The 24,814-nt window shown below is 60.8% G+C and carries 20 protein-coding genes and 1 pseudogene; 14 read left to right on the top strand and 7 right to left on the bottom strand.

Features of this window, described 5'->3' with window-relative positions:
* Position 1 precedes the first annotated feature (1 nt).
* From SynA1544_RS07100 to SynA1544_RS07085, 4 genes are read left to right on the top strand one after another with little or no spacing between them, the layout of a single operon-like run.
* On the top strand, positions 2-1,498 hold the full coding sequence (locus SynA1544_RS07100) for a cryptochrome/photolyase family protein (protein WP_186515351.1): 1,497 nt from the start codon (positions 2-4) through the stop codon (positions 1,496-1,498).
* Between the two features lie 35 nt (positions 1,499-1,533).
* Positions 1,534-2,106: a protoporphyrinogen oxidase HemJ gene (gene hemJ, locus SynA1544_RS07095; protein ID WP_115132641.1), complete on the top strand. Its 573-nt coding sequence runs from the start codon at positions 1,534-1,536 to the stop codon at positions 2,104-2,106.
* Between the two features lie 13 nt (positions 2,107-2,119).
* Positions 2,120-2,767 (top strand): PHP domain-containing protein, encoded by a 648-nt coding sequence (locus SynA1544_RS07090; protein ID WP_186515350.1) that lies wholly within the window; start codon positions 2,120-2,122, stop codon positions 2,765-2,767.
* Between the two features lie 27 nt (positions 2,768-2,794).
* Positions 2,795-3,349, top strand: a complete 555-nt coding sequence (locus SynA1544_RS07085) for a hypothetical protein (RefSeq protein ID WP_115009061.1) — start codon at positions 2,795-2,797, stop codon at positions 3,347-3,349.
* On the opposite strand, the gene cobN is transcribed toward SynA1544_RS07085, so the two are convergent.
* On the bottom strand, positions 3,339-7,067 hold the full coding sequence (gene cobN, locus SynA1544_RS07080) for a cobaltochelatase subunit CobN (RefSeq protein WP_186515349.1): 3,729 nt from the start codon (positions 7,065-7,067) through the stop codon (positions 3,339-3,341). The two genes, SynA1544_RS07085 and cobN, sit on opposite strands and share 11 nt — an antisense overlap.
* 65 nt (positions 7,068-7,132) lie before the next feature.
* Between cobN and SynA1544_RS07075 the strand changes: the two genes are divergently transcribed.
* The 3 genes from SynA1544_RS07075 (at position 7,133) to SynA1544_RS07065 (ending at position 12,057) form a co-directional block, all read left to right on the top strand.
* Positions 7,133-8,047, top strand: coding sequence for a branched-chain amino acid transaminase (locus tag SynA1544_RS07075; RefSeq protein ID WP_186515348.1), 915 nt, complete (start codon positions 7,133-7,135; stop codon positions 8,045-8,047).
* A 63-nt stretch (positions 8,048-8,110) separates the two neighbouring features.
* Entirely contained in the window at positions 8,111-11,737 is a 3,627-nt protein-coding gene (gene metH / locus SynA1544_RS07070; protein ID WP_186515347.1) for a methionine synthase, read from the top strand.
* Positions 11,738-11,784: 47 nt separating this feature from the next.
* The gene (locus tag SynA1544_RS07065; RefSeq protein WP_114989215.1) at positions 11,785-12,057 is read left to right on the top strand and encodes a DUF4090 family protein; all 273 of its coding nucleotides are present in this window, start codon (positions 11,785-11,787) and stop codon (positions 12,055-12,057) included.
* A 34-nt stretch (positions 12,058-12,091) separates the two neighbouring features.
* Here the strand turns inward: SynA1544_RS07065 and SynA1544_RS07060 are convergent, their stop codons facing one another.
* On the bottom strand, positions 12,092-12,322 hold the full coding sequence (locus SynA1544_RS07060) for a hypothetical protein (RefSeq protein ID WP_006851429.1): 231 nt from the start codon (positions 12,320-12,322) through the stop codon (positions 12,092-12,094).
* A 111-nt stretch (positions 12,323-12,433) separates the two neighbouring features.
* On the opposite strand from SynA1544_RS07060, the gene SynA1544_RS07055 reads away from it, so the two are divergent.
* Positions 12,434-12,829: a DUF2237 family protein gene (locus SynA1544_RS07055; protein ID WP_186515346.1), complete on the top strand. Its 396-nt coding sequence runs from the start codon at positions 12,434-12,436 to the stop codon at positions 12,827-12,829.
* On the opposite strand, the gene SynA1544_RS07050 is transcribed toward SynA1544_RS07055, so the two are convergent.
* Positions 12,811-13,539, bottom strand: a complete 729-nt coding sequence (locus SynA1544_RS07050; protein ID WP_186515345.1) for an SDR family NAD(P)-dependent oxidoreductase — start codon at positions 13,537-13,539, stop codon at positions 12,811-12,813. The genes SynA1544_RS07055 and SynA1544_RS07050 overlap by 19 nt on opposite strands.
* Before the next feature lie 246 nt (positions 13,540-13,785).
* Between SynA1544_RS07050 and SynA1544_RS07045 the strand changes: the two genes are divergently transcribed.
* The 3 genes from SynA1544_RS07045 to SynA1544_RS07035 are packed head-to-tail and all read left to right on the top strand — an operon-like array spanning position 13,786 to position 16,039.
* Entirely contained in the window at positions 13,786-14,493 is a 708-nt protein-coding gene (locus tag SynA1544_RS07045; RefSeq protein WP_255477767.1) for a SpoIID/LytB domain-containing protein, read from the top strand.
* The gene (locus SynA1544_RS07040; RefSeq protein ID WP_186515343.1) at positions 14,483-15,328 is read left to right on the top strand and encodes a DUF4922 domain-containing protein; all 846 of its coding nucleotides are present in this window, start codon (positions 14,483-14,485) and stop codon (positions 15,326-15,328) included. The genes SynA1544_RS07045 and SynA1544_RS07040 overlap by 11 nt, the downstream gene beginning before the upstream one ends.
* A 30-nt stretch (positions 15,329-15,358) precedes the next feature.
* Positions 15,359-16,039, top strand: coding sequence for a sigma-70 family RNA polymerase sigma factor (locus tag SynA1544_RS07035; RefSeq protein ID WP_186515342.1), 681 nt, complete (start codon positions 15,359-15,361; stop codon positions 16,037-16,039).
* Here the strand turns inward: SynA1544_RS07035 and SynA1544_RS07030 are convergent.
* Positions 16,024-16,209 (bottom strand): hypothetical protein, encoded by a 186-nt coding sequence (locus tag SynA1544_RS07030; protein WP_186515341.1) that lies wholly within the window; start codon positions 16,207-16,209, stop codon positions 16,024-16,026. The two genes, SynA1544_RS07035 and SynA1544_RS07030, sit on opposite strands and share 16 nt — an antisense overlap.
* Before the next feature lie 154 nt (positions 16,210-16,363).
* On the opposite strand from SynA1544_RS07030, the pseudogene SynA1544_RS07025 reads away from it, so the two are divergent.
* Together SynA1544_RS07025 and SynA1544_RS07020 are read left to right on the top strand one after the other, a co-directional pair.
* Positions 16,364-17,904: pseudogene (locus SynA1544_RS07025) on the top strand (DUF3370 family protein).
* Between the two features lie 78 nt (positions 17,905-17,982).
* Positions 17,983-18,930 carry a molecular chaperone DnaJ gene (locus SynA1544_RS07020; protein ID WP_186515340.1) on the top strand — a complete coding sequence of 316 codons (948 nt, stop codon included), beginning with the start codon at positions 17,983-17,985 and terminating at the stop codon, positions 18,928-18,930.
* 65 nt (positions 18,931-18,995) lie between these two features.
* Here SynA1544_RS07020 and SynA1544_RS07015 read toward each other — a convergent pair whose 3' ends face one another.
* A complete protein-coding gene (locus SynA1544_RS07015) occupies positions 18,996-19,526 on the bottom strand; it encodes a YqhA family protein (RefSeq protein WP_255477766.1) in 531 nt (176 codons plus the stop codon).
* A gap of 756 nt (positions 19,527-20,282) precedes the next feature.
* Complete coding sequence (locus tag SynA1544_RS07010; protein WP_114989152.1) at positions 20,283-20,777, bottom strand: allophycocyanin subunit alpha-B; 495 nt, start codon at positions 20,775-20,777, stop codon at positions 20,283-20,285.
* 100 nt (positions 20,778-20,877) lie between these two features.
* On the opposite strand from SynA1544_RS07010, the gene rlmD reads away from it, so the two are divergent.
* The gene (gene rlmD, locus SynA1544_RS07005; RefSeq protein ID WP_186515339.1) at positions 20,878-22,275 is read left to right on the top strand and encodes a 23S rRNA (uracil(1939)-C(5))-methyltransferase RlmD; all 1,398 of its coding nucleotides are present in this window, start codon (positions 20,878-20,880) and stop codon (positions 22,273-22,275) included.
* Here rlmD and pheT read toward each other — a convergent pair.
* Positions 22,265-24,688 carry a phenylalanine--tRNA ligase subunit beta gene (pheT, locus tag SynA1544_RS07000; RefSeq protein WP_186515338.1) on the bottom strand — a complete coding sequence of 808 codons (2,424 nt, stop codon included), beginning with the start codon at positions 24,686-24,688 and terminating at the stop codon, positions 22,265-22,267. The genes rlmD and pheT overlap by 11 nt on opposite strands.
* Positions 24,689-24,814: the final 126 nt, after the last annotated feature.

Genomic DNA, 24,814 nt, shown 5'->3' with positions numbered 1-24,814 from the left:
GGTGGATCTCAGTCTCGTTTTTCCCCATCAGCTGTTTGAGCACCATCCCGCGCTTCGGGCGGGACGGGCCGTTGCCCTGATCGAAGATCCGTTGCTGTTCGGCACTGATCCCCGCTGGCCCATCCAGGTGCATCGGCAGCGCCTGCTCCTGCATCGGGCCTCAATGAATGCCTATGCCGAGATGCTTCAGGCCAAGGGCTTCACCGTGTTGCGGGTGCTGCAGGGGCAGGCGGCCAGCACCGCTGAAATCCTCGGAGATCTGCTCGATCAGGGCTATCGGTCCTTTCATCTGGCGGATCCGGTGGACGATGTTCTGAGCCAACGGATCTCCGCCTTCGCCTCCCGCCACGGCTGCGGTCTGGAGATCGTCGCCACCCCGATGCTGCTCACTCCAGAGGCCGTCATCGAGGACCATTTCGCCTCCGGCAAGAAGCCCCTGATGGGTCGCTTCTACGAGATGCAGCGCAAGCGACTGGATCTGCTGATCGATCCTGACGGTGGTCCTGTCGGTGGCCGCTGGAGTTTCGATGCCGACAACCGCAAGAAGCTCCCCAAGGGAATCTTGGTTCCAGAGCCCCCGGCCGAATGCTCCAGCGCAGCGAACGCCATCGTTGAAACCGCCCGGCATCAGCTCATCGGGGAAGGGGTGACCGGCATCGGCAGCTGGGACGGGTTCCATTACCCCGTCACCCATGGCGATGCAGCCCGTTGGCTGGATCAATTCCTCGAACAACGCCTGCGCCAGTTCGGGGCTTATGAGGATGCGATCAGCACCCAGCACCAGGTGATGTGGCACAGCGTGCTCACGCCGATGCTCAACATCGGTCTGCTCACGCCGCAGCAGGTGCTGGATCAAACGCTGGAGCGGGCTGAAGCCGGTGACATCCCCCTGAATTCATTGGAGGGATTTCTGCGTCAGATCGTCGGCTGGCGGGAGTTCATGGCGGCGATGTACCGGCGCCACGGGGTGGAGATGCGCAACGGCAATTTCTGGGGCTTCGACGACCGGCCGATTCCCTCCGCCTTCTACACCGCATCCACGGGTCTGCCCCCGATTGATGACGCCATCCGCCATGCCTTGGAGACCGGCTATTGCCATCACATCGAACGCCTGATGCTCCTGGGGAATGTGATGCTCCTCTGCGGATTCCATCCAACCCGGATCTACACCTGGTTCATGGAGCTGTTTGTGGATGCCTACGACTGGGTGATGGTTCCCAACGTCTATGGCATGAGCCAGTTCGCTGATGGTGGCATCTTCACCACCAAGCCCTATCTCTCCGGCTCGAACTACGTGCGCAAGATGTCGGATTACCGCAAAGGTGAGTGGTGTGACACCTGGGATGGCCTTTTCTGGACGTTCATCCATCGCCATCAAGATTTCTTCCGGCGCCAATACCGGCTGGCGATGATGGCCCGGAACCTGGATCGCATGGCTCCCGACGTTCTGTTGGCCCATCAGCGTCGAGCTAACGATTTTCTTGACGCGCTCACCTGAACCCTGCGTAAGGTCGCCCCAGATCAGTTGTGTTGATGACGTTTTCGCCCGAGGCCTACCTCTGGTTCAAGACCCTGCACATCGTTGGGGTCGTGGTGTGGTTTGCGGGCCTCTTCTATCTGGTGCGCTTGTTCATCTATCACGTTGAAACGGAGGAACTGGCGCCGGAACTGCAGCAGCCGTTCCGCGATCAGTACACCTTGATGGAGAAACGGCTCGCCAACATCATCACTACGCCGGGAATGGCTGTGGCGGTATCGATGGCCATCGGGTTGCTGCTGGCCCAGCCCTCCTGGCTTCAGCAGGGTTGGATGCACGCCAAGCTCGGTTTTGTGGCGGCCCTGCTGGCTTACCACGTGTTTTGTTACCGGCTGATGGGCCAACTCCACGCCGGCACCTGTGCTTGGTCAGGCAAGCAGCTGCGCGCCCTGAATGAACTGCCAACGCTGCTGCTGGTGATCGTGGTGATGCTGGTGGTGTTCAAAACGCAGTTCCCCACCAGCGCAGCGACCTGGTTCATCGTCGCCCTGGTGGTGTTCATGGCAGCGTCGATTCAGTTCTATGCCCGTTGGCGCCGCCTGCGGGCCGAAGCCTCCGCCAAAGCCTGAGATGAGGGTTGAGATGACCCACCCCCTCAAAGCCGTGCTCGAACAGGTGGGACCGTCGAGCTGTCCCACCACGCACAACTTTCACTGCCACACCATCTGCAGTGACGGCAGCCTCGAACCGCTCGAGCTCATCCAGCAGGCCACCGAGCGGGGGCTCAAGCACCTGGCGGTGACGGATCACCACAGCAGCCATGCCCATCGGGAGATTCAGGTCTGGCTGGATCAGCAGCGAGCCAGTGGTGTTGAGGTCCCCACGGTGTGGAGCGGCATGGAAATCAGTGCACTGCTGAAGGGATGCCTCGTTCATGTGCTCGCCCTTGGCTTCGAGCTCAACCACCCTGCGCTCCAGCCCTACAACCGTGGAGATGCCGTCGTCGGTGAACCGCTAAGGGCTGAGGCGGTGGTGAAAGCCATCCATGAAGCCGGTGGATTGGCAGTGTTGGCCCATCCCGCCCGTTACCGCCTGGGCCATGACGTGCTGATCGATGAGGCGGCCCGGCTTGGTTTCGATGGTGGTGAGGCCTGGTACGACTACGAGATGCAACCAACCTGGTCCGCCAGCCCGTTGATCTGCGAGGCCATCGATCGTCAGCTGAGCAACCTTGGCCTTTTGCGTACGTGTGGCACCGATACCCATGGAATTGACCTTTGCGGCCGCTAAGTTCATTCCATCTCAGTTCCGGTCGACATGGGCTTCTTGGATCGTCTGCTGAAAAAGGATTCCGCAGATTCCGACTCCACGATTCAGCCGCGCAAGCCGGCAAAGGAGAAGCCGGCCGAATTCTTCCTTGATGCCGACGCTTCCTCCTCCCTCGGGGATGTGAACTACATGCGCGAGTCGAAGACGATTCGCCGCACCTTCCCCGGCACCGTCGACAGTCCCGGCACCAAGGAGCAGATCATGGAGGTGGCTGCCGAAACCGAGAAGCTCGAGAAGCGCAGCGAAGGCCTCGGTGGCGTCGTCAAGAAGGAAGAATCAATCAGCCTCAACGCGGGCATTCCCACCCCAGTGAAGAAAACCTTCGCTGAGCAGGTGAGCACCGAGGAGATGAGCAAGCGCCTCAAGGGCACGGCTATCACGGGTGTGAACACCCCTGCTCCCGCCGGTGCTGCTCCCCTCGGCCGTAAGGAAGAGCTGAACCCCAAGGAGGAACCGGTGGCCAAGGCGGGTTCCGCTGCGCCGTCCTCCAAGCCTGGATCGATCGATCCGTTCCGTCAGATGGTTCGCGACCTCAACAAATAGGGCTTCCCCGTTCAATCTGGGCTTCGCTGCTGTTCACGAGCTCTTGCAGGTGAAGCAGCTGGTCTTTCGTTGCTGACGTCCAAAGGCCTCGATTCGAGGCCTCCAGCAGCCGTTCGGCCATGTCCCTCAGCACCCAGGGGTTGCTCCCCTTGAGGAACTCGAGGATTTCCGGCTGGCTGAGCCACTGTTCACACAGCGCGCCGTAACACCAATCGGGAACGCGATCGGTGGAGGCGTCGTAGGCAAAGAGGTAGTCAAGGCTGGCCCCCATCTCGAAGGCACCCTTGTAGCCGTGCTGCATCATTCCCTCGATCCAGCGGGGGTTGAGCATCCGGCTGCGCATCACCTTGTCCAATTCCTTTTCGAGCCGGTGCAGGCGAGGCCGTTCGGGGCGGGAATGGTCTCCGAACCACAGTTGCGGCCGTGCTCCTGAAACCTCTTCCACAGCGGCACTGAGGCCCCCCTGGAATTGGTAATAGTCGTCGGAATCGAGCAGGTCGTGCTCGCGGTTGTCCTGGTTATGGAGCACCACCTGCACCCTGCCCAGGGCCTGCTCGAGGCCGGAACGATCAAGGCTGGGGGCGGCGGCACCGTCGTACGACCATTGGCTCCAACTCAGGAAGGCCTGGCCAAGGTCTGCTCGGGAGTCCCAGGCGCCACTGTCGATCAGGGCTTGCAGACCGGCTCCGTAAGCACCGGGGGCGGATCCATAAATTCGGCCCTGGGGCCCGCTTTGACGGGTGAGCTCAGCCAGGGGATTCAGTTCATCCGGTTCATCAAGGGCCGCCACCATCGACTGGGCCTGATGCACCCAGCCCACCAACTGGGGAAAGGCATCGCGAAACAGCCCGGAGATGCGCAGCACCACATCCACCCGCGGTCGCCCCAGCAGACGGGCTGGAATCACTTCCAGGTCCACCAACCTTCGGGTGGGCCCATCCCAGACCGGTCGAACACCGATCAGGGCCAGCAGCTGGGCGATGTCTTCTCCGCCATTGCGCATCGTGGCTGTTCCCCAGACCGATAACGCCAGATGGCGCAGCGGTTCCCCCTGCTCCAGCAGATGGAGATCCAGCAACTGCTCCGCCGAGCGTCGCCCCAGATCCCAGGCGGCTTCCGTGGGCAAGCCCCGCAGATCGACGGAATAAAAGTTTCTGCCGGTGGGCAACACATCGGGGCGACCACGACTCGGTGCTCCTGAGGGTCCCGCAGCGATGCGCTGCCCCTGAATGCCCCGCAGGAAGGCCTCTTTTTCAGCTGAGGCACAACCATTAAGACGGGGCCAGAGGTCGTCGTGCAGGTTCTGCAGGCAGGGATCCTTTCGGCTCCAGGTCCGGAACGGTTCCGCCAGTCCGTCCCCCTGTTCCCCATGGATGATCCATCGGATCAACAACTGGGCCTGCTGTTCCAGCCAGGCGCAACCATCCCCCACCCGTCGGCAGTTCGCGCCACCCAGCAGCCTCAGGCGGGTCTGATCCGCCTCCGAGAGCTTGTCGCCTTCGTCCTGCTGCCAGGGGTCAAAGTCCAGTTCTGCCACCAGGGCCATGGCCTGCAGCAAGCCGGGCTGCCCCTGCCGGGGGGGACGGGCCAGGGCGACCAGCAGCTCATCGGCGGCGTCTGTCGATGGCGCCACACCAAACCGATGCAAGCCGGTGCGGATCTGCGATTCCTTGAGCTCGCAGAGATAGGTCTCGGCCTGATCCAGACAGGTCTCCAGCAGCTCCGGTTGGCGGCGAATCTCCGCTTGGCTGGGGATTCCGGGCCAGTTGAGGGACAGCAGGCTGGAATGCACCGCCTGTTCCAGCACCCGGGCCCGCTGGCCGCCCAGTTGCCGCACCTCCACCAGTTCATCCAGCAGGCCCTCCAACCGTTGCAGTGGTCCGTGCAATCCAGCACGCCCCAAGGGCGGTGTGAGGTGGTCCAGCACCACGGCATGACCCCGTCGCTTGGCCTGAGATCCTTCGCCGGGGTCGTTGACGATGAAGGGGTAAAGGTGGGGGATCGGGCCCAGGGCCAGCTCGGGGCCGCAGGCATCGCTCAGCCCCACCGACTTGCCCGGCAACCATTCCGCACTGCCGTGCTTGCCCACATGCAGCATCACCTGGGTCTGATGCACGCAGCGCAGCCAGAGGTACTGGGCCAGATACCGGTGCGGTGGCGGCAGATCCGGTGAGTGGAGATCGGCGATCTGATCGGCGTCGTAGCCGCGATCCGGCTGGATCAGCACCACCACATGGCCGAAGCGAAGGCCATGAATGGCAAACCCCCTGTTTGGATCCAGGTCGCAGGCGGCTTCTGGAGGTCCCCAACGGGATTCGATCAAGCGTCGCGCCGATTCCGGAACGCTGGTCCACCACTTCTGATAGGTGGTGAGGGGCAGATGATCCAGCGCTGGGCGGTGCTGTCCGTCCGGTGCATTGGTGCGACCGGACAACAGCTGTTGCATCAGGCCATCGCCTGAATCCGGCAAGGCTCCTGAACCGAGGTCATGGCCGGCGTCAGCCAGCCAGCGCAGCATCCGCGCCGTGCTGTCTGGTGTATCGAGGCCCACGCCATTGGCCACACGACCGTCGCGAACGGGATAGTTGGCCAGCACCATCGCAATGCGCCTCTGGGCACAGGGGGCCTGTCGCAACTCCACCCAGCGTCGGCTGTGCTCTGCCAGCCACGCGAGTCCAGATGGATCCGGCTGCAGGCAGGGAATGGCCGTGGCCAGGGGGCCGCTGGTCTGCAGGTGGTCACGAAAACCGCAGGGCCGCGTGGTGATCCGAGCATCCAGCTCCGGCATCACCACCTGCAACGACAGATCCATCGGATTCAGCCCCTGGCTGCTCTCCAGCCACTGGGCCCGGCTGCGGCTGCTGCTGAGCAGTTGCAACACCGGTCGATCGAGCCGATCCCAGAGAGGGCTGCCAAGGCCGGCCTGTTCGGTCTGCACCGAGGCAAAGGACGTGCCGGCAATCACCAGCTCAGCGTTTTGCTGATTCAACAGGTCGTGGACGCCGGCTTGCACCGCCGGGTTTCTCAGGCTGCTGACCCAGAGCAGACAGGGCCGCAGTCCCTCCTTCCGAAGTGCGGCCGTGAGGGCATCCGCCAGGGCAAGATCTCCGGCTTGAAACTGAGCCCGATACAGAACAACGCCCACCACAGCCCCGGCTTCATCGCGCCAATCCCAGGGCATCGGATCGGGGCAAGGCACCACCGCAACGTTGTCGGGTGATGGGGGGGTGCCCTCCAGCAGAGCCTCGAGAGCTCCGAGGAACCGCCCCATGTTGTCGATGCCCCCTTCCCGCAGCAGTGCCGACAGCTGATCGGCCAGTTCAGAACTGCAGGAGCCCAACCCATGCAGCTCGTTGCTCTGATCAGCCGTTCCTGCAAGAACGATCAGTTGTCGCTGTTTTGCTTCGCTGCACCAACGCTGCAGTTGCTCCAGGCCGTAGCTCCAGTGCCCGCGGCTGCCGAGCAGACGCACCACGATCAAGTGCGCCGCCTGGGCGGTGGTGTTGAGGTAGTGGTCCAGCTGTGCTGGGTGCTCCAGGCAGCTCAGGGGCAACGCCCGGATCCGCTCGTTCCAGGCCGGGTTGCTCGGCAGGCTGGCGTCCAGGCAGCTGATGTCGGTGCCTGCGCTGCTGAGGAACAGCACATCCGCGCCCGGCTGCTCCACGAGCACCACATCTTCCGGTGGGTCCAGACCCGGACAGGTGGCAAGGCGATGCATGACGCCATTCTCCGTGTTGCGGTGCGCGGTGGTGAGAAGATTCAGCGATCGGATCCATCGCGGTGATGCATCAGTTCCTGCCCTATGCCTGGTTCCAGGGCCAGTGCGTCCCCTTCGAGGAGGCCAGGATCTCCATTGCCACCCATGCCCTGCACTACGGCACCGGTGCCTTCGGCGGCATGCGCGCCATTCCCGATCCCCAGAACAGCAACACCATGCTGCTGTTCCGTGCTGATCGGCACGCCCGGCGTCTCAGCCAGAGCGCCCGGTTGCTGCTCACGGATCTGAGTGAGGAGACGATCCTCTCGGCTCTCACGTCGATGCTGCAGGCCAACAAGCCTGATCAGCCGATCTATCTGCGCCCCTTTGTGTACACCAGCGATCTGGGCATCGCCCCGCGACTGCACAACATCGAGACCGACTTCCTGATTTACGGACTCCCCCTTGGGGATTACCTGTCTCCGGAGGGGGTGAGCTGCAGGATCAGCAGCTGGACCCGCCAGGAGGACCGCTCCCTGCCGCTCCGCGGAAAGATCTCCGGCGCCTACATCACCAGTTCCCTGGCCAAGACGGAAGCCGTGCAGAGCGGTTTCGACGAAGCCTTGCTGTTGAACAGTCGCGGCAAGATCAGTGAAGCCAGCGGTATGAACCTGTTCCTGGTGCGTGATGGTCAGCTGATCACGCCTGGAGTTGATCAGGACATCCTTGAGGGCATCACCCGCGCCAGCGTGATTGAGCTGGCCAAAGCGATGGACATCCCTGTGATTGAACGTCCGGTGGACAAAACCGAGTTGTTCATCGCCGATGAAGTGTTCCTCTCTGGTACGGCCGCCAAGGTGACGCCGATCCGTCAGATCGAATCAACGGTGCTGAACGCCAAGCGTCCTGTGATGGATGCCCTGAAGGCCAAGCTCGTGGCGATCACTGAAGGACGGGATCCCGCCTATGAGCACTGGGTGACCCGTATTCCGATCTCCTGAATGAAGGGTCTGAAGTTCGCCCTGAGCTTTTCTTAAGATTGGTGCTTCCCAGAGGTTGCATGGATGGTGGTGACGCAGGCAGATCGGCAAGCCACCACCTCTGCATTTCTCGAGTACCTGCATGGGCCACAGCGTCCTGTGCTGGTGTTCGACGGCGCCACCGGCACCAGCCTTCAGGGGCTTGGGCTCACGGCGGATGATTTCGGTGGTCCAGACCTGGAGGGTTGCAACGAGAACCTGGCGGTCACCCAGCCGGATGCAGTCAAGGCTGTGCATCGCCAGTTCCTCGAGGTGGGCTGCGATGTCATCGAAACCGATACCTTCGGCGCTGCATCGATTGTGCTGGCGGAATACGGCCTGGAAGACAAGGCTTTTGAGCTGAACAAGCGGGCAGCCGAGCTGGCCCGGGAAATGGCTGACGAATTCAGCACCCCTGAGAAGCCCCGTTTCGTGGCGGGCTCCATGGGGCCCACCACCAAGCTGCCCACCCTTGGCCACATCGATTTCGACACGATGCGGGATTCGTTCCGCGAGCAGGCTGAGGGACTGATCGCCGGCAACGTTGACCTGTTCATCGTCGAAACCTGTCAGGACGTGCTGCAGATCAAGGCAGCGCTCCAGGGCATCGAAGAGGCCTTTGCCGCCACCGGTGAGCGGCGGGCCCTGATGGTTTCGGTCACGATGGAAACCACCGGCACCATGCTCGTTGGCACGGATATCGCCGCTGTGGTGTCGATCCTTGAGCCATTCCCGATCGACATCCTCGGCCTGAACTGCGCTACCGGTCCGGAGCAGATGAAGGAGCACATTCGCTACCTCTCTGAGCATTCCCCCTTCACCGTCAGCTGCATTCCCAACGCCGGACTGCCGGAAAACGTTGGCGGGGTGGCCCATTACCGCCTCACGCCAGTGGAGCTGAAGATGCAGTTGATGCACTTCGTTGAAGACCTCGGCGTGCAGGTGATCGGTGGGTGCTGCGGCACCACGCCGGCCCACATCGGCAGCCTGGCGGAACTGGCGCAGGAGCTCAAGCCGGCTGAACGCCCCTCCCGCTGGGATCGCGCCAGCGCGGAGGATGTGCGCCCCAGCCTCAATTACGAGCCTGCAGCCTCATCGATCTATGGCGTTACGCCTTATCACCAGGACAACTCTTTCCTGATCATTGGTGAGCGGCTCAATGCCAGTGGCAGTCGCAAGGTGCGCGAACTTCTAGCGGAGGAAGACTGGGACGGGCTGGTGTCGGTGGCCCGTGGTCAGGTGAAGGAAAACGCCCACGTGCTCGACGTCAACGTCGACTACGTCGGTCGCGATGGCGAACGGGACATGCACGAGCTGGTGAGCCGTCTGGTCACCAACGTCAACCTGCCCCTGATGCTCGATTCCACCGAGTGGCAGAAGATGGAGGCGGGCCTGAAGGTGGCTGGGGGCAAATGCATCCTCAACTCCACCAACTATGAAGACGGTGACGAGCGCTTCTTCAAGGTTCTGGAGCTGGCCCGCCGCTACGGCGCCGCTGTGGTGGTCGGCACGATCGATGAAGACGGAATGGCCAGAACGGCCGAGAAGAAGTTCGCCATCGCCCAGAGGGCCTACCGCGATGCCCTCGAGTTCGGCATCCCTGCCCACGAGATCTTCTACGACCCCCTTGCTCTGCCCATTTCCACCGGCATTGAGGAAGACCGGCTGAATGGTCGCGCCACCGTGGATGCCATCCGGATGATCCGGGAGAACCTCCCCGGCGTGCACGTGGTGCTCGGGGTCAGCAACGTGAGTTTCGGCCTGTCACCGGCGGCCCGGATCACCCTCAATTCGGTCTTCCTTCACGACTGCTGTGAAGCCGGTATGGATTCGGCCATCGTCAGCCCCGCCAAGATCCTCCCGTTGATCAAGATCAGCGACGACCACCAGAAGGTGTGTCGTGATCTGATCAATGACAACCGCCGTTTCGAGGACGGCATTTGCGTCTACGACCCGCTCACCGAACTCACCAAGCTGTTTGAGGGAGTCAGCACCAAGGAAGCCCGTGCTTCAGGCCCCTCGCTGGCGGATCTGCCGATGGAGGAACGGCTCAAGCAGCACATCATTGATGGAGAGCGCATCGGCCTGGAGCCCTCCCTGGATGAGGCGTTGCAGACCTACCCCCCTCTGCAGATCATCAACACCTTCCTTCTGGATGGCATGAAGGTGGTGGGTGAATTGTTCGGCAGTGGCCAGATGCAGCTCCCCTTCGTGCTGCAAAGCGCCGAGACGATGAAATCCGCTGTGGCTCACCTCGAGCCGCACATGGAAAAAAGCGAGGGCGAGAGCACAAGCAAGGGCAAGTTCCTGATCGCCACGGTGAAGGGCGATGTCCACGACATCGGCAAGAACCTGGTGGACATCATCCTCACCAACAACGGTTATGAGGTGATCAATCTGGGCATCAAGCAGAGCTGTGAAGCCATCGTTGAGGCCCAACGTGAACATCAGGCCGATTGCATCGCCATGAGCGGTCTGCTGGTGAAGTCCACGGCCTTCATGAAGGACAACCTCCAGGCCTTCAACGATGCGGGAATTGATGTTCCTGTGATCCTCGGCGGTGCGGCACTGACCCCACGCTTCGTGCAGAAGGACTGCCGTGAGGTTTACGACGGCAAGGTGATCTACGGCCGTGATGCCTTCGCTGATCTGCGCTTCATGGATGCGTTGATGGATGCGAAGCGCAGCGATAACTGGACCAACACCAAGGGCTTTCTGGCTGATGCTCCCCAGGGGGTTGGCCTGGATGAAGAGTCGACAACCTCTGAGAGCGCTGAGGAGACATCCGCCTCCGCATCGGATGCTCCGGCTGCGGATCTGCCGCCGGTGAGCTCAGATCGATCCGACGCCGTCCCCGCTGAAACCGCACCGGTGCCGCCGTTCCTCGGCTCTGCGGTGATCACTGAGGCCGACATCGACATTGCCGAGGTCTTCCACTACCTCGATCGCAATGCCCTCTTCGCTGGCCAGTGGATGCTCCGCAAAACCAAGGAGCAGAGTCGGGACGACTACGAGGCGATGCTTCAGGAGAAGGCAGAGCCGGTGTTGCAGGAGTGGATGCAGCGCTGCATCAACGAGTCACTGTTGACCCCCCGGGCGGTGTACGGCTACTTCCCTGCGGGACGCGATGGCAACACCCTTCGGGTGTTCGATGCCGATGGCACGCTGGAACTCGGCTCTTTTGAGCTTCCCCGTCAACGGTCTGGCAACCGCTATTGCATTGCCGATTTCTTCAACGATCTGGACGCTGAGGGACGCCCAACCGACGTGCTGCCGATGCAGGCCGTGACCATGGGCCAGAAGGCCTCTGTGGTGGCGCAGGAGCTGTTCAAGGGCGATCGCTACAGCGATTACCTGTACTTCCATGGCCTGGCGGTTCAGATGGCCGAAGCGATGGCCGAATGGGTGCATGCACGGATTCGCTCGGAACTCGGTTTCGCAGATCCAGCTGGCATGCCCCTGCGGGATGTGCTGGCGCAGCGGTACCGCGGCAGCCGTTACTCCTTCGGCTACCCCGCCTGCCCGAATGTGGCCGACTCCAGGCAGCAGCTGGACTGGCTCGGGGCTGAGCGGATCGGCTTGAGCATGGACGCCAGCGACCAGCTCGAACCGGAGCAGAGCACCACAGCATTGGTGGCGCTGCACTCCCAGGCCCGTTACTTCAGCGCCTGAGCCCTGAGGGGCGTCCCATAGCCTGAGGCGCCCTGTTTGTGTTCACCATGGCCATTGCCGGACCGGATGGTGTTGATGCCGCCATCAAAGCTGGTGTGGATCTTGATGGAAGTCCAATCCCTGAAGCGATGCTCGCCCTTTACAACCAGGTGATGGATCTGGAAAGTCAGCGCGCCCGCAGTGGTGTTCTGAAATCGATGCGCAACCGGGTGGTCAAGACCGGAGCCAAGCATTTCGACCAGGAAACGCTCAATCAAAGGCTCCTTGAGGCCGGATGGGACGGTCTGAAGGACAAGGAGATCGCTTTCTTCTACGGATGATCTCCTGCTGACGCAGAAGCACTCTCTGCCGGGCTCAGTCCTGGCAGAGCTTCTCCATCGTGTCGATCACCTCTTGCTGGAACGATTCCAGAGCACTGGACTCGCTCAGATCAAGGCCTTCGCCAGCGGCGTTCTGGGCCAGGTCCTGGAAATGAAAGGCTCCCTCTCCATTGGCAAGGAACTCGATCGCCGAGCTTTCGCCGCTCTCGCGAAACGCGTCGCAGAGCGCCAGAAAAGCAGCGTCTTCAGTGAACTCCCAATCCATCGAGTGGACATGACTGAATGACCTTTAACCCGCTCCCCCAGGGGTTCGTCAACCGTCTGAAGTCAAAATGTGCCAGTCCTTGGGCAGACTCCCCCTCAAACGAGCGCTCAGATGTCCAACAGCAGCCCCGAATTTCCGCCGGCCAGGAACGTTCTTGGCGACCCACTGGAGAGTTGCAGTTGTGAGCCGATGACGGGTTGGTATCGCAATGGTCTCTGCCAAACCGATCCATCCGATCTCGGCCAGCACAGCATCTGCTGCGTGATGACCGAGCAATTTCTCAGTTACAGCAAGGCCCAGGGCAATGACCTGAGCACACCGATGCCCGCGTTTCAGTTCCCGGGCTTGAAACCAGGGGACCACTGGTGCGTCTGTGCACCACGCTGGAAGCAGGCCTACGACGATGGCGTCGCACCGCTGGTGCGCCTGGAGGCCACGGAAGACACAGCCCTGACGGTTGTCAGCCTTGAGCAGCTGAAGCAGCACGCTCACCAATCGATCGACTGACCGTCCCAGGCGAGAAAAGCTCCTGATTGTTCCGGGGTCTGTTGCAGCAACACTTCAACCAACTGCCGCGCAGCCCGTTCTGGAGTGAAAAGTTTGTCTGGTGTCACAAAGCTCTGGAACGGACGAGACAGGGCTGTGTCGGTCGTACCGGGATGCAACAGGCTCACGGTGGCCAACGGCCAGCGGCGGGCCCATTCAATGCTCAGGCAGCGCAGCAGCTGGTTCTGAGCCGCCTTGGCCGCCCTGTAGCCGTACCAGCCTCCCGTGCGGTTGTCGCCGATGCTTCCCACGCGAGCACTGAGACTGGCGAAATGAAAGGGTTGATCCCGCTGCAGCAAGGGCTCGATCGCCTTGGCCAGCAGGATCGGTGCCATGGCATTGATGCCGAATTGCTGCTCCAACTGAGAACGATCGATCTGTTGAAGACGTTTTTCCGGTTGAAGCCCAGGACCATGCAGACGGCCGCTGCAGTTGAACACCAAACGCAGGGGGAGCCCCTGGGCTCGCATGCTTGAGCTCAGACCATCCAGATCACTGTCGTTTTGAAGGTCCAGTTGCAGTGAGGACCTCGGAGGTCCATGACGTCCAGCGGTCAGCACCTTCAGATCAGGGCAGGTGCGCTTCAGTTCTGCTGCCACCGCCGCTCCGATCCCGCCTGGACCAACCACCAGAGCCAAGCCAGCCCAAGTGGTCGGAGCTTCTTCGACCATGTGAACTTGCTGCGAAGAGGAGACCGTCTAGCGGAAATCAGGCATCATCGGCTGGAGGCTCTGACAGCAGTTCTGGTGCCGATGCGCTGTCATTTCTGGCTCCCGGCCGCGATCGGAAGTCTTTTCATGGCCGCTTTGATCGGCTGGTTGGCTCGGCCGCTCTCACAGCGGCCTGATCAGCTCAGATCAAGCTTGGCTGATCTGCTCGATCACAATTCAACCGTTGGTTCGAGAGTGGTTCCAAAGGTGCCTCCTGGTGCTGACCATGTGCCCCTGGAGATCCGCGTCGGTTTGGTCAGCCAGAGCCCTATCACCGCCTTCCGACCCGGACCCAACGTGCTCTGTCGCTACCAGCACGGCGATGTGATCCCTGCCCAAGAGCTGATGAAAAGGATCGCTTCCTCACCTCAGCATGAGATTCATTGCTCAGGTGGACCTGTTCAGATCAACCAGCAGGATTATCAAGGCGACGTATCACTGCTGAAAGGCCAAGGTGATTGGCTCCCCGTGGTCTCGCTTGATCTGGAGACCTACGTGGCTTCAGTGGTTGGCGCCGAAATGCCAAGCAGTTGGCATGGGGAAGCCCTCAAGGCGCAAGCCGTTGCAGCACGCTCCTATGCGATGGCGCATCTCGCCCGACCGGCAACGACGGCTTATCACCTGGGGGATACAACCCGTTGGCAGGTGTTTGCAGGGAAGCAAAGCACCACCCCGGCCAGTCGTTCAGCAACACGGGAAACCCGCGGGATCATCCTGAGTTACAGCGGCGGCATTGTGGAAAGCCTTTATGCGTCAAATGCGCAGGTGAGTGCTGAAGCCCATGGCCATCTCGGCGCCAGCATGAGTCAATCAGGGGCACAGCAACTTGCCCATCAGGGACTTCCCTTCAATGCCATTCTCGGCAGGTATTACGCAGGAGCCTCGCTGGCACGGTTGACATGGCATGACCAGTGAACTGCTTCGAAAAGCGATGGAGGTCACGGTTGCAGCGACCGCATCCGGAGCTCTTGTTCCGCTCGACACCTCACTGAGCCACCTGGTCGGGGAAAGAGGCTGTCGCTTTGAGTTGCGCCATCTCCTCAGCGCCACACCAAAACACCTTCGAGCATCGGGTCCAAAGCCGAATCCGTTTCTTCCCTGGGACCAACGTCTGGAGGTTGACCGGATCGGTGAATCCCACGTCGTGATCCTGAACAAATATCCCGTTCAGACCTCCCACATGTTGCTCATCACCCAGGACTGGCAACCCCAGACCGGTTGGTTGTCCTTGAAGGATTGGCACTCCCTCGCCAGGATTGATGCCACGACGACGGGGCTGTGGTTCTTCAACAGCGGGCCTGATGCCGGCGCCAGTCAGCCCCATCGACATCTGCAGTTGTTACCGCGGTCAGAAGGGGAGCGGATCTGTGCTCGGGACGATTGGTTCCGTTTCTGTGCGGCTGGCACAACCACGTCTGCTCAAGATCCTCTGTTGCGCAGTGCACGGGTCGCAGCGATCAGTTCAACCCTGACGGGTGAAATGCTTCAAGCGTTGTATCTCGCTCTGGCTGAAGACCTCGGTCTGGGGCACCCCAGCACCGATGACTGCCCGCGAGGGGCTTACAACCTGTTGCTCACACGGCAGTGGATGGCCATGGTTCGCCGCAGAAGGGAGGGGATTCGCGGTTTCAGTGTCAACGCCCTCGGCTTCGCCGGATCCTTGTTGAGCACTGATGCCTCCGATCGAGAGTGGATTCAGCGTTCTGGACCGGAGGCCCTGCTTCAAGCTGTTGTCGACACGCAGGACTGAAAAGTTCAGTGATGGTACGGATGTCTTGACTTGCTTCTCTCTGCCAAGGCTGGAGATGCAACTCACAACCATCCATTGGACAAGACCTGCCTCAAGCGTCGGAACCGTCAAATTCAGGACAACCTGCATCTGGTTCGACCAATTGCCCGTCATTACGCCCAACAGACAGGCCTAGAAAGCGACGATCTACTGCAAGTGGGATGTCTTGGCCTGATCAAGGCCTACAACCGCTACGACGCCCAGCGGGGAGCTCCCTTTCCAAGCTTCGCCAAGCCGCACATCCGGGGAGCCATTCTCCACTTCCTTCGCGACAGAGTCGGATTGATACGACTCCCCAGGGCCGTTGAAGAACGGGCCATGCAGATGGCCCGCAGTTCGGAGGGCTCTGCTTTGAGCCCAGCCGATGCGCTCATGGTTGACCACTACCGCAGCAAGCAGCACTGGGTGGAATTCAACGACGAACTTCTCGACGACACGGCGCAAGCAATGGATCTGGTCGAACGCTCGGAGACCTGGAGCAGGGTGAACAAGCTCTTCCGCAACCTTGGGAAAGACGACCAATGTGCCCTGCAGATGGTCGTCATTGATGGGATGAGTCTGAGGCAGACAGCGCAACTGGTTGGCGTTTCAGCGATGACAGTTCAGAGGCGCGTGAAACGCGGACTCAACACCATCGCGAAGAAGTTGAACGCTGCTCAGCCGGAAGCCTGAGCGTCGCGATCCATCTGTTCCTGAAGGGTTTTGATGGCGGCATTGAGCGCCGCCAGCTGCCGCTCAGCACCATCACGCCAGAACCGCAGCATCGAAAGTTTCCGTTCCTGATGCTGGCGACGCAGGCTCGTGTGATCGGTGCTGGGGCTGCAGAAAAACGGAGGAAGCATGTCAGCGTCGACGCTCAATGCATGCTGACCGATTTTCAAGCGTGGTGTGACACACCAATTACTTGGCTGTCTCAGAAGGTGGAACTACGGTGTGAATTAAGAGCATCCACTTCGTGGTGTCGACGTCGTTCCGCACACCACAACAGCAAGCCGCATGAGTCTCAGGCGAATCCCGACATTGGTCTTTGCCTGCGTCTCGCTTGCGGGTTTGGAGTGCGTACCTCAGCGCAGCGCTGAGGCCTACGTCGCCCTGATGGCAGGCCAAAAGGCACGACCTCTCAACGGCACCTTCAACAACGTTCCGGTTCTTCATTCCAATCAACCGGAAATTGTCACCGGGCCCGGAATCCTGGTGAACACGGCTGCAGGAACTGCCATCGCTGCCGAGTCGAACCAGCCGCTCCGCAACGCTGCCCACACCTTCAACGGTGAGTTCGGCGTTCATATGCACCACAAGTATTACCCCCAAGACCAAGCCAAGTTGGGGGGCGTCGAGCAAGGGGCTTGATGACCCTTGCTCTGATCGCGACGAATCCCGGGTCAAGCCCGATCACACTGAAGTTCGATCGAGGCTCCGTCAAAAACAGTTTTGAAGCGCCCTATCACCCGAATCGCTTGATGGGGGTCAAACCCCTCGGGAAGCGTCCTTGGAACACAGGACCTGGCGATGCCACCGCCGTTCAACTGCTGCGCGGTGAACTGGACCGGAAATTACCCGAACAGGTCGTGATTCCGGCAGGAGGGCAGAGGGTTGTGGTGCGCACGGTGCTCCCTGCCCGTGGCATTGCCAACGGGCTGCTGAGGGGCCGCAGCAATGGTCCTTTCACGATGGCTGTCGTTGCCACCGAGCAATCAGCACAGGATGCCGATCTGTTCGCAGTGCTGCAGTCGGGGCGACTGGCACCGGGAAGGATTTATCTCAACCGAATTCGCGAGATCCAGCTGGGTCGTGTTTTCTCACGGGTGGCCGGCGTTGCCCTGGGCGATGCCTACAAAGCTGAGATCAGCCATGACCTCAACCAGGGTCCACTCCACGTGCCCCTGACCAGCACGAAGCGGCATCACTTCGGCACCAGCGATGTTCAGGTCAATCCGTTGACCACACGGATGGTTGATTCCGCTCTGAACAACGTCGGCACCTATGGGGTTCGCTACGACGTGACCCTCAATGTTGCTGGTGCAGGGCCCCATCAACTGGTGCTCAGTCATCCAGTTGTGTCGGGCAAGAAGACGTTCACAGCCTTCCGTGGATCGCTGCAGATTCGTCAGGACCGAACACTTCAAGAGGTTCACGTGGGCATGCGCTCAGGGGAGAGCCTGGCCCTGGCTGATCTCAACCTGGTCCCTGGAACGCGCAAGGCGGTGAAGGTGAGCTTGGTTTATCCGGCTGATGCCACCCCAGGCCATCTCCTCAGTGTGGTTCCCGTTCAGCAGCTGGCCGTGCTTCATCGCCGCAAGCAACAACAGCGGGACGCCCAGGTCAAGATCGCGGACAGTAAATCCCGCATGGTGGGGCCGAAGACCGCTCCTCCTTCTCCTGAAGCCAAGCCTGTTGTTGTGAACCCTGCAGCTTCGAGGTCAGCATCTGTGAGGCCGGCTCCTGTGATTCCTGCTGTGGTGCCTGTCGCCCGACCCGTTTACGGCGATGTGATTCGATCTCAGCAGCAGTGGTTGCTCCAGCTTCAGGGTCGATAACCTGCCCAAAGGTGGATTGAACTTTTGAGCGGCGAGGACTCAAAACGTCAACGCATCTCTGTGGAGATGTCAGAGCCCATGGTCGCGTTGATTGACCAGCTCAAGGGTGAATACGGAGCCCGTTCCCGGGGCCGGGTGCTCGAAATGCTCCTCCAGGATCTGCTCGACCCTGGGGATGCAGCATCGGATCCTGAGGTCGATCCTCTCAAGGACGATGCTGAACCAGCGGTCGCCACTGGGCCCGATGAGGTCACCAGTCTCGTTCTGATCTCAACGGGGAACCAACAGCAAGGGGGTAAAGACGCTCCAACCTCGGCCTCTGGGCTTCCTTCGGGAGGTGGCTCCTCAGGCATCGACCTGCCGGGATTCGTCAGCAAGCGCACCAGTCAGCTGAAAGCGACGCTTCGCTCTCCGCAGCAACGCGATTCCCCTCAGAACGACCCCCTTGTCTCAACGGTGGACCTCACCGATCTAAGAGAGGCCAGTGCTGCCGCAGAAGAACACTGGAGGTCCCTCTACGGCCAACCACCGGGCCCAACAGTGATTGAAGCAGCCATGACCTGGCTGGCCCGAGACGTCTGGTCCAGCACCGATGCCAGTGATGGGCGTCCATTCACCTGGTCGGCTGCGAATGCAGCCGTTGAGACGCTCTGTGCCAGCTGGGAGTCAAGCGACCCATCGCTTGGTCGGGTGATGGTCGTGGCTGGCGCTCTTGAGGACCCCTTTGCCACGTCTTCATTGGCGGAACGGATGCCGACCCTGATCCGCCGCTTTGTGAACCGTTTCCGCCGCAGCAGACAGGTCACCTCCTTCGAAACCCTTGAGTCGACCATGACGGTGCATGGGGCTCTCAAGCTGTTGGGTTTATCAACCCAGGCAGGAACTTCGGTCACTCTCAGCTCCATTCGGGAGGCTTACAAGCAACGGGCGCTTGAAGAACATCCTGATGCGGGTGGTTCCACCGATGCAATGCGCCGACTCAATGAGGCCTATCGGCTGCTGCGTGAGCTGTACAGAAACCGTTGACCGCTTGTCTCTGCTGAGACGCAAGACGAGTCCAAGTGCATGTCTTGGTTGAGACGGCTGCGCTGTCAATCATGGCCAGCTCCGTGGCTTCGAACAATCAACCAAGCACTGAGGGCCAACATGGCCACGGAGCCACACAGCGCCAATAGATCAGTGGCGTTGTTCACCTCGAAGCCGATGGTCTTTTTGAACGCCGCAACAATCAGGCCCACAACAATCACATTGGACAGATTGTTCTTCAGGCTTTGGAGGCTGTTCACCGAGAGAATGTTGGTGTGCTGCTCTTTGCCACCCTCCAGGCGTGGATCAAGGTCTGAAATCACCAGCTCGTAGATGCCATAGCCAAAGATCAGCAGGGCGATGCCGATCACGAAGTAATCAACCCCTCCCACCATCTGGGCGATGGTTTTGGCCGCAACGCTCTTGGCCGTGAAGGGCAGGCGCATGATCACAAGGAAAGCGTTAAAGACCTCAATCGCTCCAATGACGAAGCAGCCAACGCTTCCGAGCAAGCTCAGTACCACCGGAACGATGCTGATCAGCCGAAATTTCCAGATCAGCCGTTCAAACCGACGTTCAATCCATCGCGCCGCCATGGTCCAATCCGATCATCCGTTCGCAGTCTGATCAATAGAATCTCAGGTCTTGGCTGCGACACGCTTCAGGACCCAATAAGAGTCTTATCTGCAACGAGCGCTAATTCACAAGATTAAAAAAATGGTGGTTTTTATATGCCGTGCAGTCGAGATTGTCGCAGCGCCCTTCCTTCCACAAAAACCCTTGTCTTGATAGCTTTACCTGTAGTCCACGGCCAGTCCAGGGGTGGCCTGTGACCGGCAAAACCCTTGAAAACGTGGGTTTTTAGACCTGCGTACCTGCTGTAGACACAGGTACGCAATAAGAGCCTCACCTTTTTGAGCCTCGCAACCTCGAATCCAGACCAGTTTCCGGCTGTTCATTCGGGAATCGCTTCACGACTCCAATCACAGGCCTCTCGTTCATCTTGAGGCCAGAGGCGCGAGCCAAGTCGCTCAATCTGGACTTGATATGAGTCTCGATCAATGTCTCATCCGCGACGAAGTGACATCTCGAGGCTTCGCCGGTCGGCTGCCCAAGAATCTCGACCTATGGACCAGGCAGAGGCCTGACGCTCTCAGTCAGGCGACCGAATCAGCAAGAGCAGGCCAGCACAGCTTCAACGGATGGCTGGCAGGAAAACAGAAAACTAATCTCTACCCCATTGATCTCACTCAAGACGCATTTCAGGTCCAGAAAGCGGTCTCAATCAAGACAAATTGACAATAAAAACCGGGCTCGAGGGCCCGGCTCTTTTGGAAACGTTCAACGTTGAATCAGGTGGACGTCTGCATGCCCTGAATCAAGAAGTCGAAATAAGGAGACGTGAGCTTCACCTGCTGTTCCGACAACAACGACAGGGACGCTTCCTTCATGCACTTCATGGCTTCAACCATTCCGGGCATCGGAACTCCAAGGCTGTTGTACATCTCGCGAGCACCCACCAGACCGATCTCCTGGATCATTTCGGTGCTGCCGGCCAGAACTCCGTAGGTGATCAAACGGAGGTACCAGCTGTAGTCGCGAAGGCACTGGGCCCGCTGGCGCTGACCGTAGGCATTGCCGCCAGGGGCGACGTACTCAGGTTTGCGACCAAACAATTGCTTGGCGGATTCGTCGACGATCTTTTTTTCGTTCTCGGTCAGAACCTTGACCACAGAAACGCGCATGGCGCCTTGGTCGAGGAAATCCACCATGGTGCGGAGTTCTCCGCTGGTGGGATACCGCAGATCGTCATCGGCCTGGAGGATGAGATCCCGGACAACGCTCATGGAACTGGGCAGGCTTCGTGGAGTTTAGTGGTCTCGACCCGTTCACCTGACCCATCACCGCCCGGGTGTTACGCCATTGCAATGGCAGGGAATCGAGAGCATGACCAAAGTCGACAGCCCGAACAGCAGTGAACCGCGGCCCGGGCTCACAATCGAGCTCGAGGCTGTTGACCTAGATCGCGACGGCAAGGGTCTGGCCCGTTGGAACAACTGGGTGATCGTCGTTCCTGATCTCTTGCCGGGGGAGCGCGCCACGGTACAGCTGCAGCAACGCCAGAAGGCGCGCTGGTTGAGCCGTCGGGTGGATCAGATCACGTTCTCCGCAGATCGGCGCCGCCCTCCCTGCATCCTTGCCGATGACTGCGGTGGTTGCACCCTCCAACGCCTGGATGACCCCGCCCAAACCCGTTGGAAAGCCCAGCAGATTCAACAGACCATGCAGCGCATCGGGGGAATTGACGTTGCCCCTGAGCCCACGCTTGTTGATGCGGAACGCTGCTTCGGTTACCGCAACAGGGCCTTGATCCCGCTGAAGCGAGACCAGAACGGACGCTTGAAGGCCGGCTACTTCCGACCGAAGACCCACAAGATCGTCAACCTGAATCACTGCCCGGTGCTCGATCCACGCCTGGACGCGTTGGTGGAACCTCTCAAGCAGGACCTGGATGCAGGGGGGTGGCCGGCCGACCATGACCTGCTTCAAGCCCAGGGGCTGCGCCACCTCGGGCTTCGTCTGGCCAGTGCCACCGGAGACGTGTTGATCACGCTGATCAGCAGCCATGCTCAGCTTCGAGGCCTTGAGGCCCTCGCACAGAGCTGGGTGGAGCGTTGGCCCGCGGTGAAAGGGGTCTGCCTCAACCTTCAACCCAAGGCCAACAACCTGGTGCTCGGTCGCACCACCCATTGCCTCGCCGGTGTTCCCACCATTGAGGAACAGTTCTGCGGAATCAAGCTCGCCCTCAGCAGCACCACCTTTGCTCAGGTGAATACGCCGCAGGCGGAACGGATCGTTCAGCGCCTCACAGACTGGCTTTTGACTCAGTGCGCCGGCGCACGGGTGGTCGACGCCTATTGCGGCGTCGGAACCATTGCCCTGCCCCTGGCCAAGGCCGGTTTTGATGTTCAAGGTCTGGAACTCAACCTCGACTCGGTGGAGCAGGCCCGGCTGAATGCCATGCACAACGGCCTTTCCTCCCGCTGTGCCTTTGATGCCGGCGATGTTGCCGACCTTCTCGCTGCTCAGCTGGACGACTGTCAGGCGCTGGTGTTGGATCCCCCGCGCAGGGGGCTCGATCGACGCGTGGTGGACAGCATCCTTGAGCGGCCACCTGCCGTGCTGGCTTACCTCAGCTGTGACCCTGCCACGCAAGCTCGGGATCTCAAAGCACTGCTCGCCCCATCAGGCCCCTACGAGCTGGAGATGCTCCAGCCCGTGGACTTCTTCCCCCAGACAACACACCTCGAATCGTTGGCGCTGCTGAAACGGGTCAGCTCCTGAGCTCAGCCTGAAACTGCTTGCTCAAAGCGGCACGCACCTTGTCGTGAACAGGCTGAATTTTGTCGTCGGTGAGGGTTTCGTTCTTGCCGCGGTAGCGCAGACGGAAGGCCTGGCTCACTTTGTTGTCGCCCAGCTGTTCGCCCTCAAAGCGATCCACAAGTTCCACCTGCTCCAGAAGGGGTTTGCCCGCCTTGCGGATGGCTTGGATCAGATCAGCAGCTGCACTGGATCGGTCGACGATGACGGCAAGATCCCGCTCGCTGAACGGCACGGTTGGGTAGGGCTTGAAGGCCGGCGTCCAACGGTTGCTGCGGGTTGCAGCATCCACCAGTCGTGTCAGATCCAGTTCAAACAGGTACGTGGCTTCTGGGAGATCCAGCTCCTCAGCCATGGCTGGGTGAAGCTGACCGAAACAACCCAAGGGGCGTCCCTCCAACACCAGGGTGGCGGCACGACCCGGATGCAGTCGTGCGTCGTCGGTGAGGCGACGGTCAGACAGCTCCAGCTGCAAGGCCTCCATCACCCGGGTGAGAACGCCACGGGCCTGGAAATAGTCGGGCGCCTGCGGCTTGCCGCTGGTGGCCCAGGTGGAGAGGCGTCGATCTCCGCAGATCACGCCACCAAGAATGGCGGTCTGGCTGACGGCTTCCGGTGAACCGCTGTAGGTGTTGCCGATCTCGAAAACAGAGCAACCGCGCTGTGATGCCTTCAGATTGCGAACACAGATCTGCAGGTGCTCTTCCCAGAGGTTCGTGCGCAGATGGCTTGTGTCGGCCAACAACGGATTGCTGATGGCGATGCGCTGTTCCTGCTCCGAAGCCGGGACGAGAGACAGAGTGGTGACCTCCTGCAACCCTGTGGAACAGAACAGCTGCCGCAGGCGCCGTTCCGCCTGCTGGCGCGGGGTGAGGGCACCGGGCTCCAGCGGATCCGGCAGGTGAGCCTCAAACCGATCGAAGCCCACAAGACGAGCCACCTCCTCGATCAGATCAACTTCACGCTGAAGGTCTTGCCGTCTTGAGGGCGGTGCAATCACCTGCCATCCCTGCTCATGGGCTGAGAGCTGGCAACCGAGGGCTGTCAGGCAGTTTTCGATGCTGGTGTCATCGAGATCCTCCGGGCCATCGGCAGCATCAAGGGGGCCAAGCAGTTGATGGAGGGCACTGCGCCTCAACAGCACCGGTTCCGCTTCTGCAGGACCGTTACCGCCCACCCAACGGCCGCTCTCAGAGCAGGAAAACTCCTGACTCAACAAGGCCGAGGCACGGGCCGAACAGGGCAGGGTCATTTCCACAGGCAACCCTTTTTCGAAACGGCTGCTGGCATCCGTGCGCAGCCCCAGGGCCCGGGCCGACTGACGAACCCGCGGCGGAGCAAACAGAGCGGATTCAAGCCAGATGTTCCGGGTACCGGCAGTCACCCCACTCTCGAGACTCCCCATCACACCAGCAACGGCGACAGGCCGGTCATGGCAGGTGACGACCTGCACACGGCTGTCGAGGTTTCGCTTCTGATCATCCAGACCCACGAAGATTTCCCCATCGCGAGCGGAACGGACGGCAAAACTCTTGGCGTCTACCGGTTGCCCGGTCAGTCGTTCCAGCGCATCGGCATCAAAGGCGTGGAGGGGCTGCCCCTGCTCCAGCATCACCAGATTGGTGACGTCAACCACCGCATTGACGCTGTTCACGCCACCACGCTCAAGGCGCTGCCGCAACCAGGTGGGTGAGGGCTTGGAGCCGTCCACACCCTCGATCCTGGTGATCGAGTAGAAGCAGCCATCCAGTTCTGCGTTCAGCGCAGTGGTGCTGGGATCCAGATCCAGCTCGGGCAGGCTCAAACTGCCACCGGTCAGGGCTGCCACCTCGCGTGCAATACCCACCATCGAGAGGCCGTCGGGGCGATTGGCGGTGATGGCCAGCTCCAGAACGGTGTCGTCGAGACCCAGCAGGGGCGCCACGGGCGTCCCGTTGCCCGGCAGCGACTCCCCAAGCTCATCCAGGATGGCGATGCCGTCGGACTGCTCCGTCAGGCCCAGCTCCGTCAGGGAGCAGATCATTCCGTTGCTGGCCACACCCCGCAATTCACCGGCTTTGATCGTCAAGCCAACGGCGGGGAGGGTGGCACCGACCATGGCCACCGGAACATGGATCCCGGCACGCACATTGCTGGCACCACACACGATCTGGATGGGGGCCTGAGCTCCCACATCCACCGTGCAGACGCTGAGCTTGTCGGCATTGGGGTGTTTCTCCCGTTCCAGCACATGGCCAACCACCACGCCCTGGGCCCGGGCGCTGAGGTCATCAACGTCGTCCACCTCAAAGCCCGCCATCGAGAGGCGCTCGGAGAGATCGTCCACGGACTCATTCACCTGGACCAGCTGCTTCAGCCAGGAGATGGATACCCGCATCGGATCTAAGCCAGACAGCGCGCGATCTTAGGAAGTCCCCTCTGGGGGAGCTGCTCTGAACCTGTCGGGTCAGGGAGTAAGCTCGATGTTTGTCAATTCGCTTCGCACCTGCGGCGCAACGTCCTT

The organism is Synechococcus sp. A15-44 (assembly GCF_014280115.1).
Taxonomy (GTDB): Bacteria; Cyanobacteriota; Cyanobacteriia; order PCC-6307; family Cyanobiaceae; genus Parasynechococcus.
This window is presented reverse-complemented; position numbering and strand designations above follow the sequence as displayed.

Coding starts and splice junctions, on each gene's coding strand:
- SynA1544_RS07090 (WP_186515350.1), top strand. CDS start 2,120: ATGACCCACCCCCTCAAAGCCGTGCTCGAACAGGTGGGACCGTCGAGC.
- SynA1544_RS07040 (WP_186515343.1), top strand. CDS start 14,483: ATGACCAGTGAACTGCTTCGAAAAGCGATGGAGGTCACGGTTGCAGCG.
- SynA1544_RS07065 (WP_114989215.1), top strand. CDS start 11,785: ATGGCCATTGCCGGACCGGATGGTGTTGATGCCGCCATCAAAGCTGGT.
- SynA1544_RS07020 (WP_186515340.1), top strand. CDS start 17,983: ATGGTCGCGTTGATTGACCAGCTCAAGGGTGAATACGGAGCCCGTTCC.
- SynA1544_RS07055 (WP_186515346.1), top strand. CDS start 12,434: ATGTCCAACAGCAGCCCCGAATTTCCGCCGGCCAGGAACGTTCTTGGC.
- SynA1544_RS07010 (WP_114989152.1), bottom strand. CDS start 20,777: ATGAGCGTTGTCCGGGATCTCATCCTCCAGGCCGATGACGATCTGCGG.
- cobN (WP_186515349.1), bottom strand. CDS start 7,067: ATGCATCGCCTTGCCACCTGTCCGGGTCTGGACCCACCGGAAGATGTG.
- SynA1544_RS07015 (WP_255477766.1), bottom strand. CDS start 19,526: ATGGCGGCGCGATGGATTGAACGTCGGTTTGAACGGCTGATCTGGAAA.
- pheT (WP_186515338.1), bottom strand. CDS start 24,688: ATGCGGGTATCCATCTCCTGGCTGAAGCAGCTGGTCCAGGTGAATGAG.
- SynA1544_RS07030 (WP_186515341.1), bottom strand. CDS start 16,209: ATGCTTCCTCCGTTTTTCTGCAGCCCCAGCACCGATCACACGAGCCTG.
- metH (WP_186515347.1), top strand. CDS start 8,111: ATGGTGGTGACGCAGGCAGATCGGCAAGCCACCACCTCTGCATTTCTC.
- SynA1544_RS07050 (WP_186515345.1), bottom strand. CDS start 13,539: ATGGTCGAAGAAGCTCCGACCACTTGGGCTGGCTTGGCTCTGGTGGTT.
- hemJ (WP_115132641.1), top strand. CDS start 1,534: ATGACGTTTTCGCCCGAGGCCTACCTCTGGTTCAAGACCCTGCACATC.
- SynA1544_RS07085 (WP_115009061.1), top strand. CDS start 2,795: ATGGGCTTCTTGGATCGTCTGCTGAAAAAGGATTCCGCAGATTCCGAC.
- rlmD (WP_186515339.1), top strand. CDS start 20,878: ATGACCAAAGTCGACAGCCCGAACAGCAGTGAACCGCGGCCCGGGCTC.
- SynA1544_RS07075 (WP_186515348.1), top strand. CDS start 7,133: ATGCATCAGTTCCTGCCCTATGCCTGGTTCCAGGGCCAGTGCGTCCCC.
- SynA1544_RS07060 (WP_006851429.1), bottom strand. CDS start 12,322: ATGGATTGGGAGTTCACTGAAGACGCTGCTTTTCTGGCGCTCTGCGAC.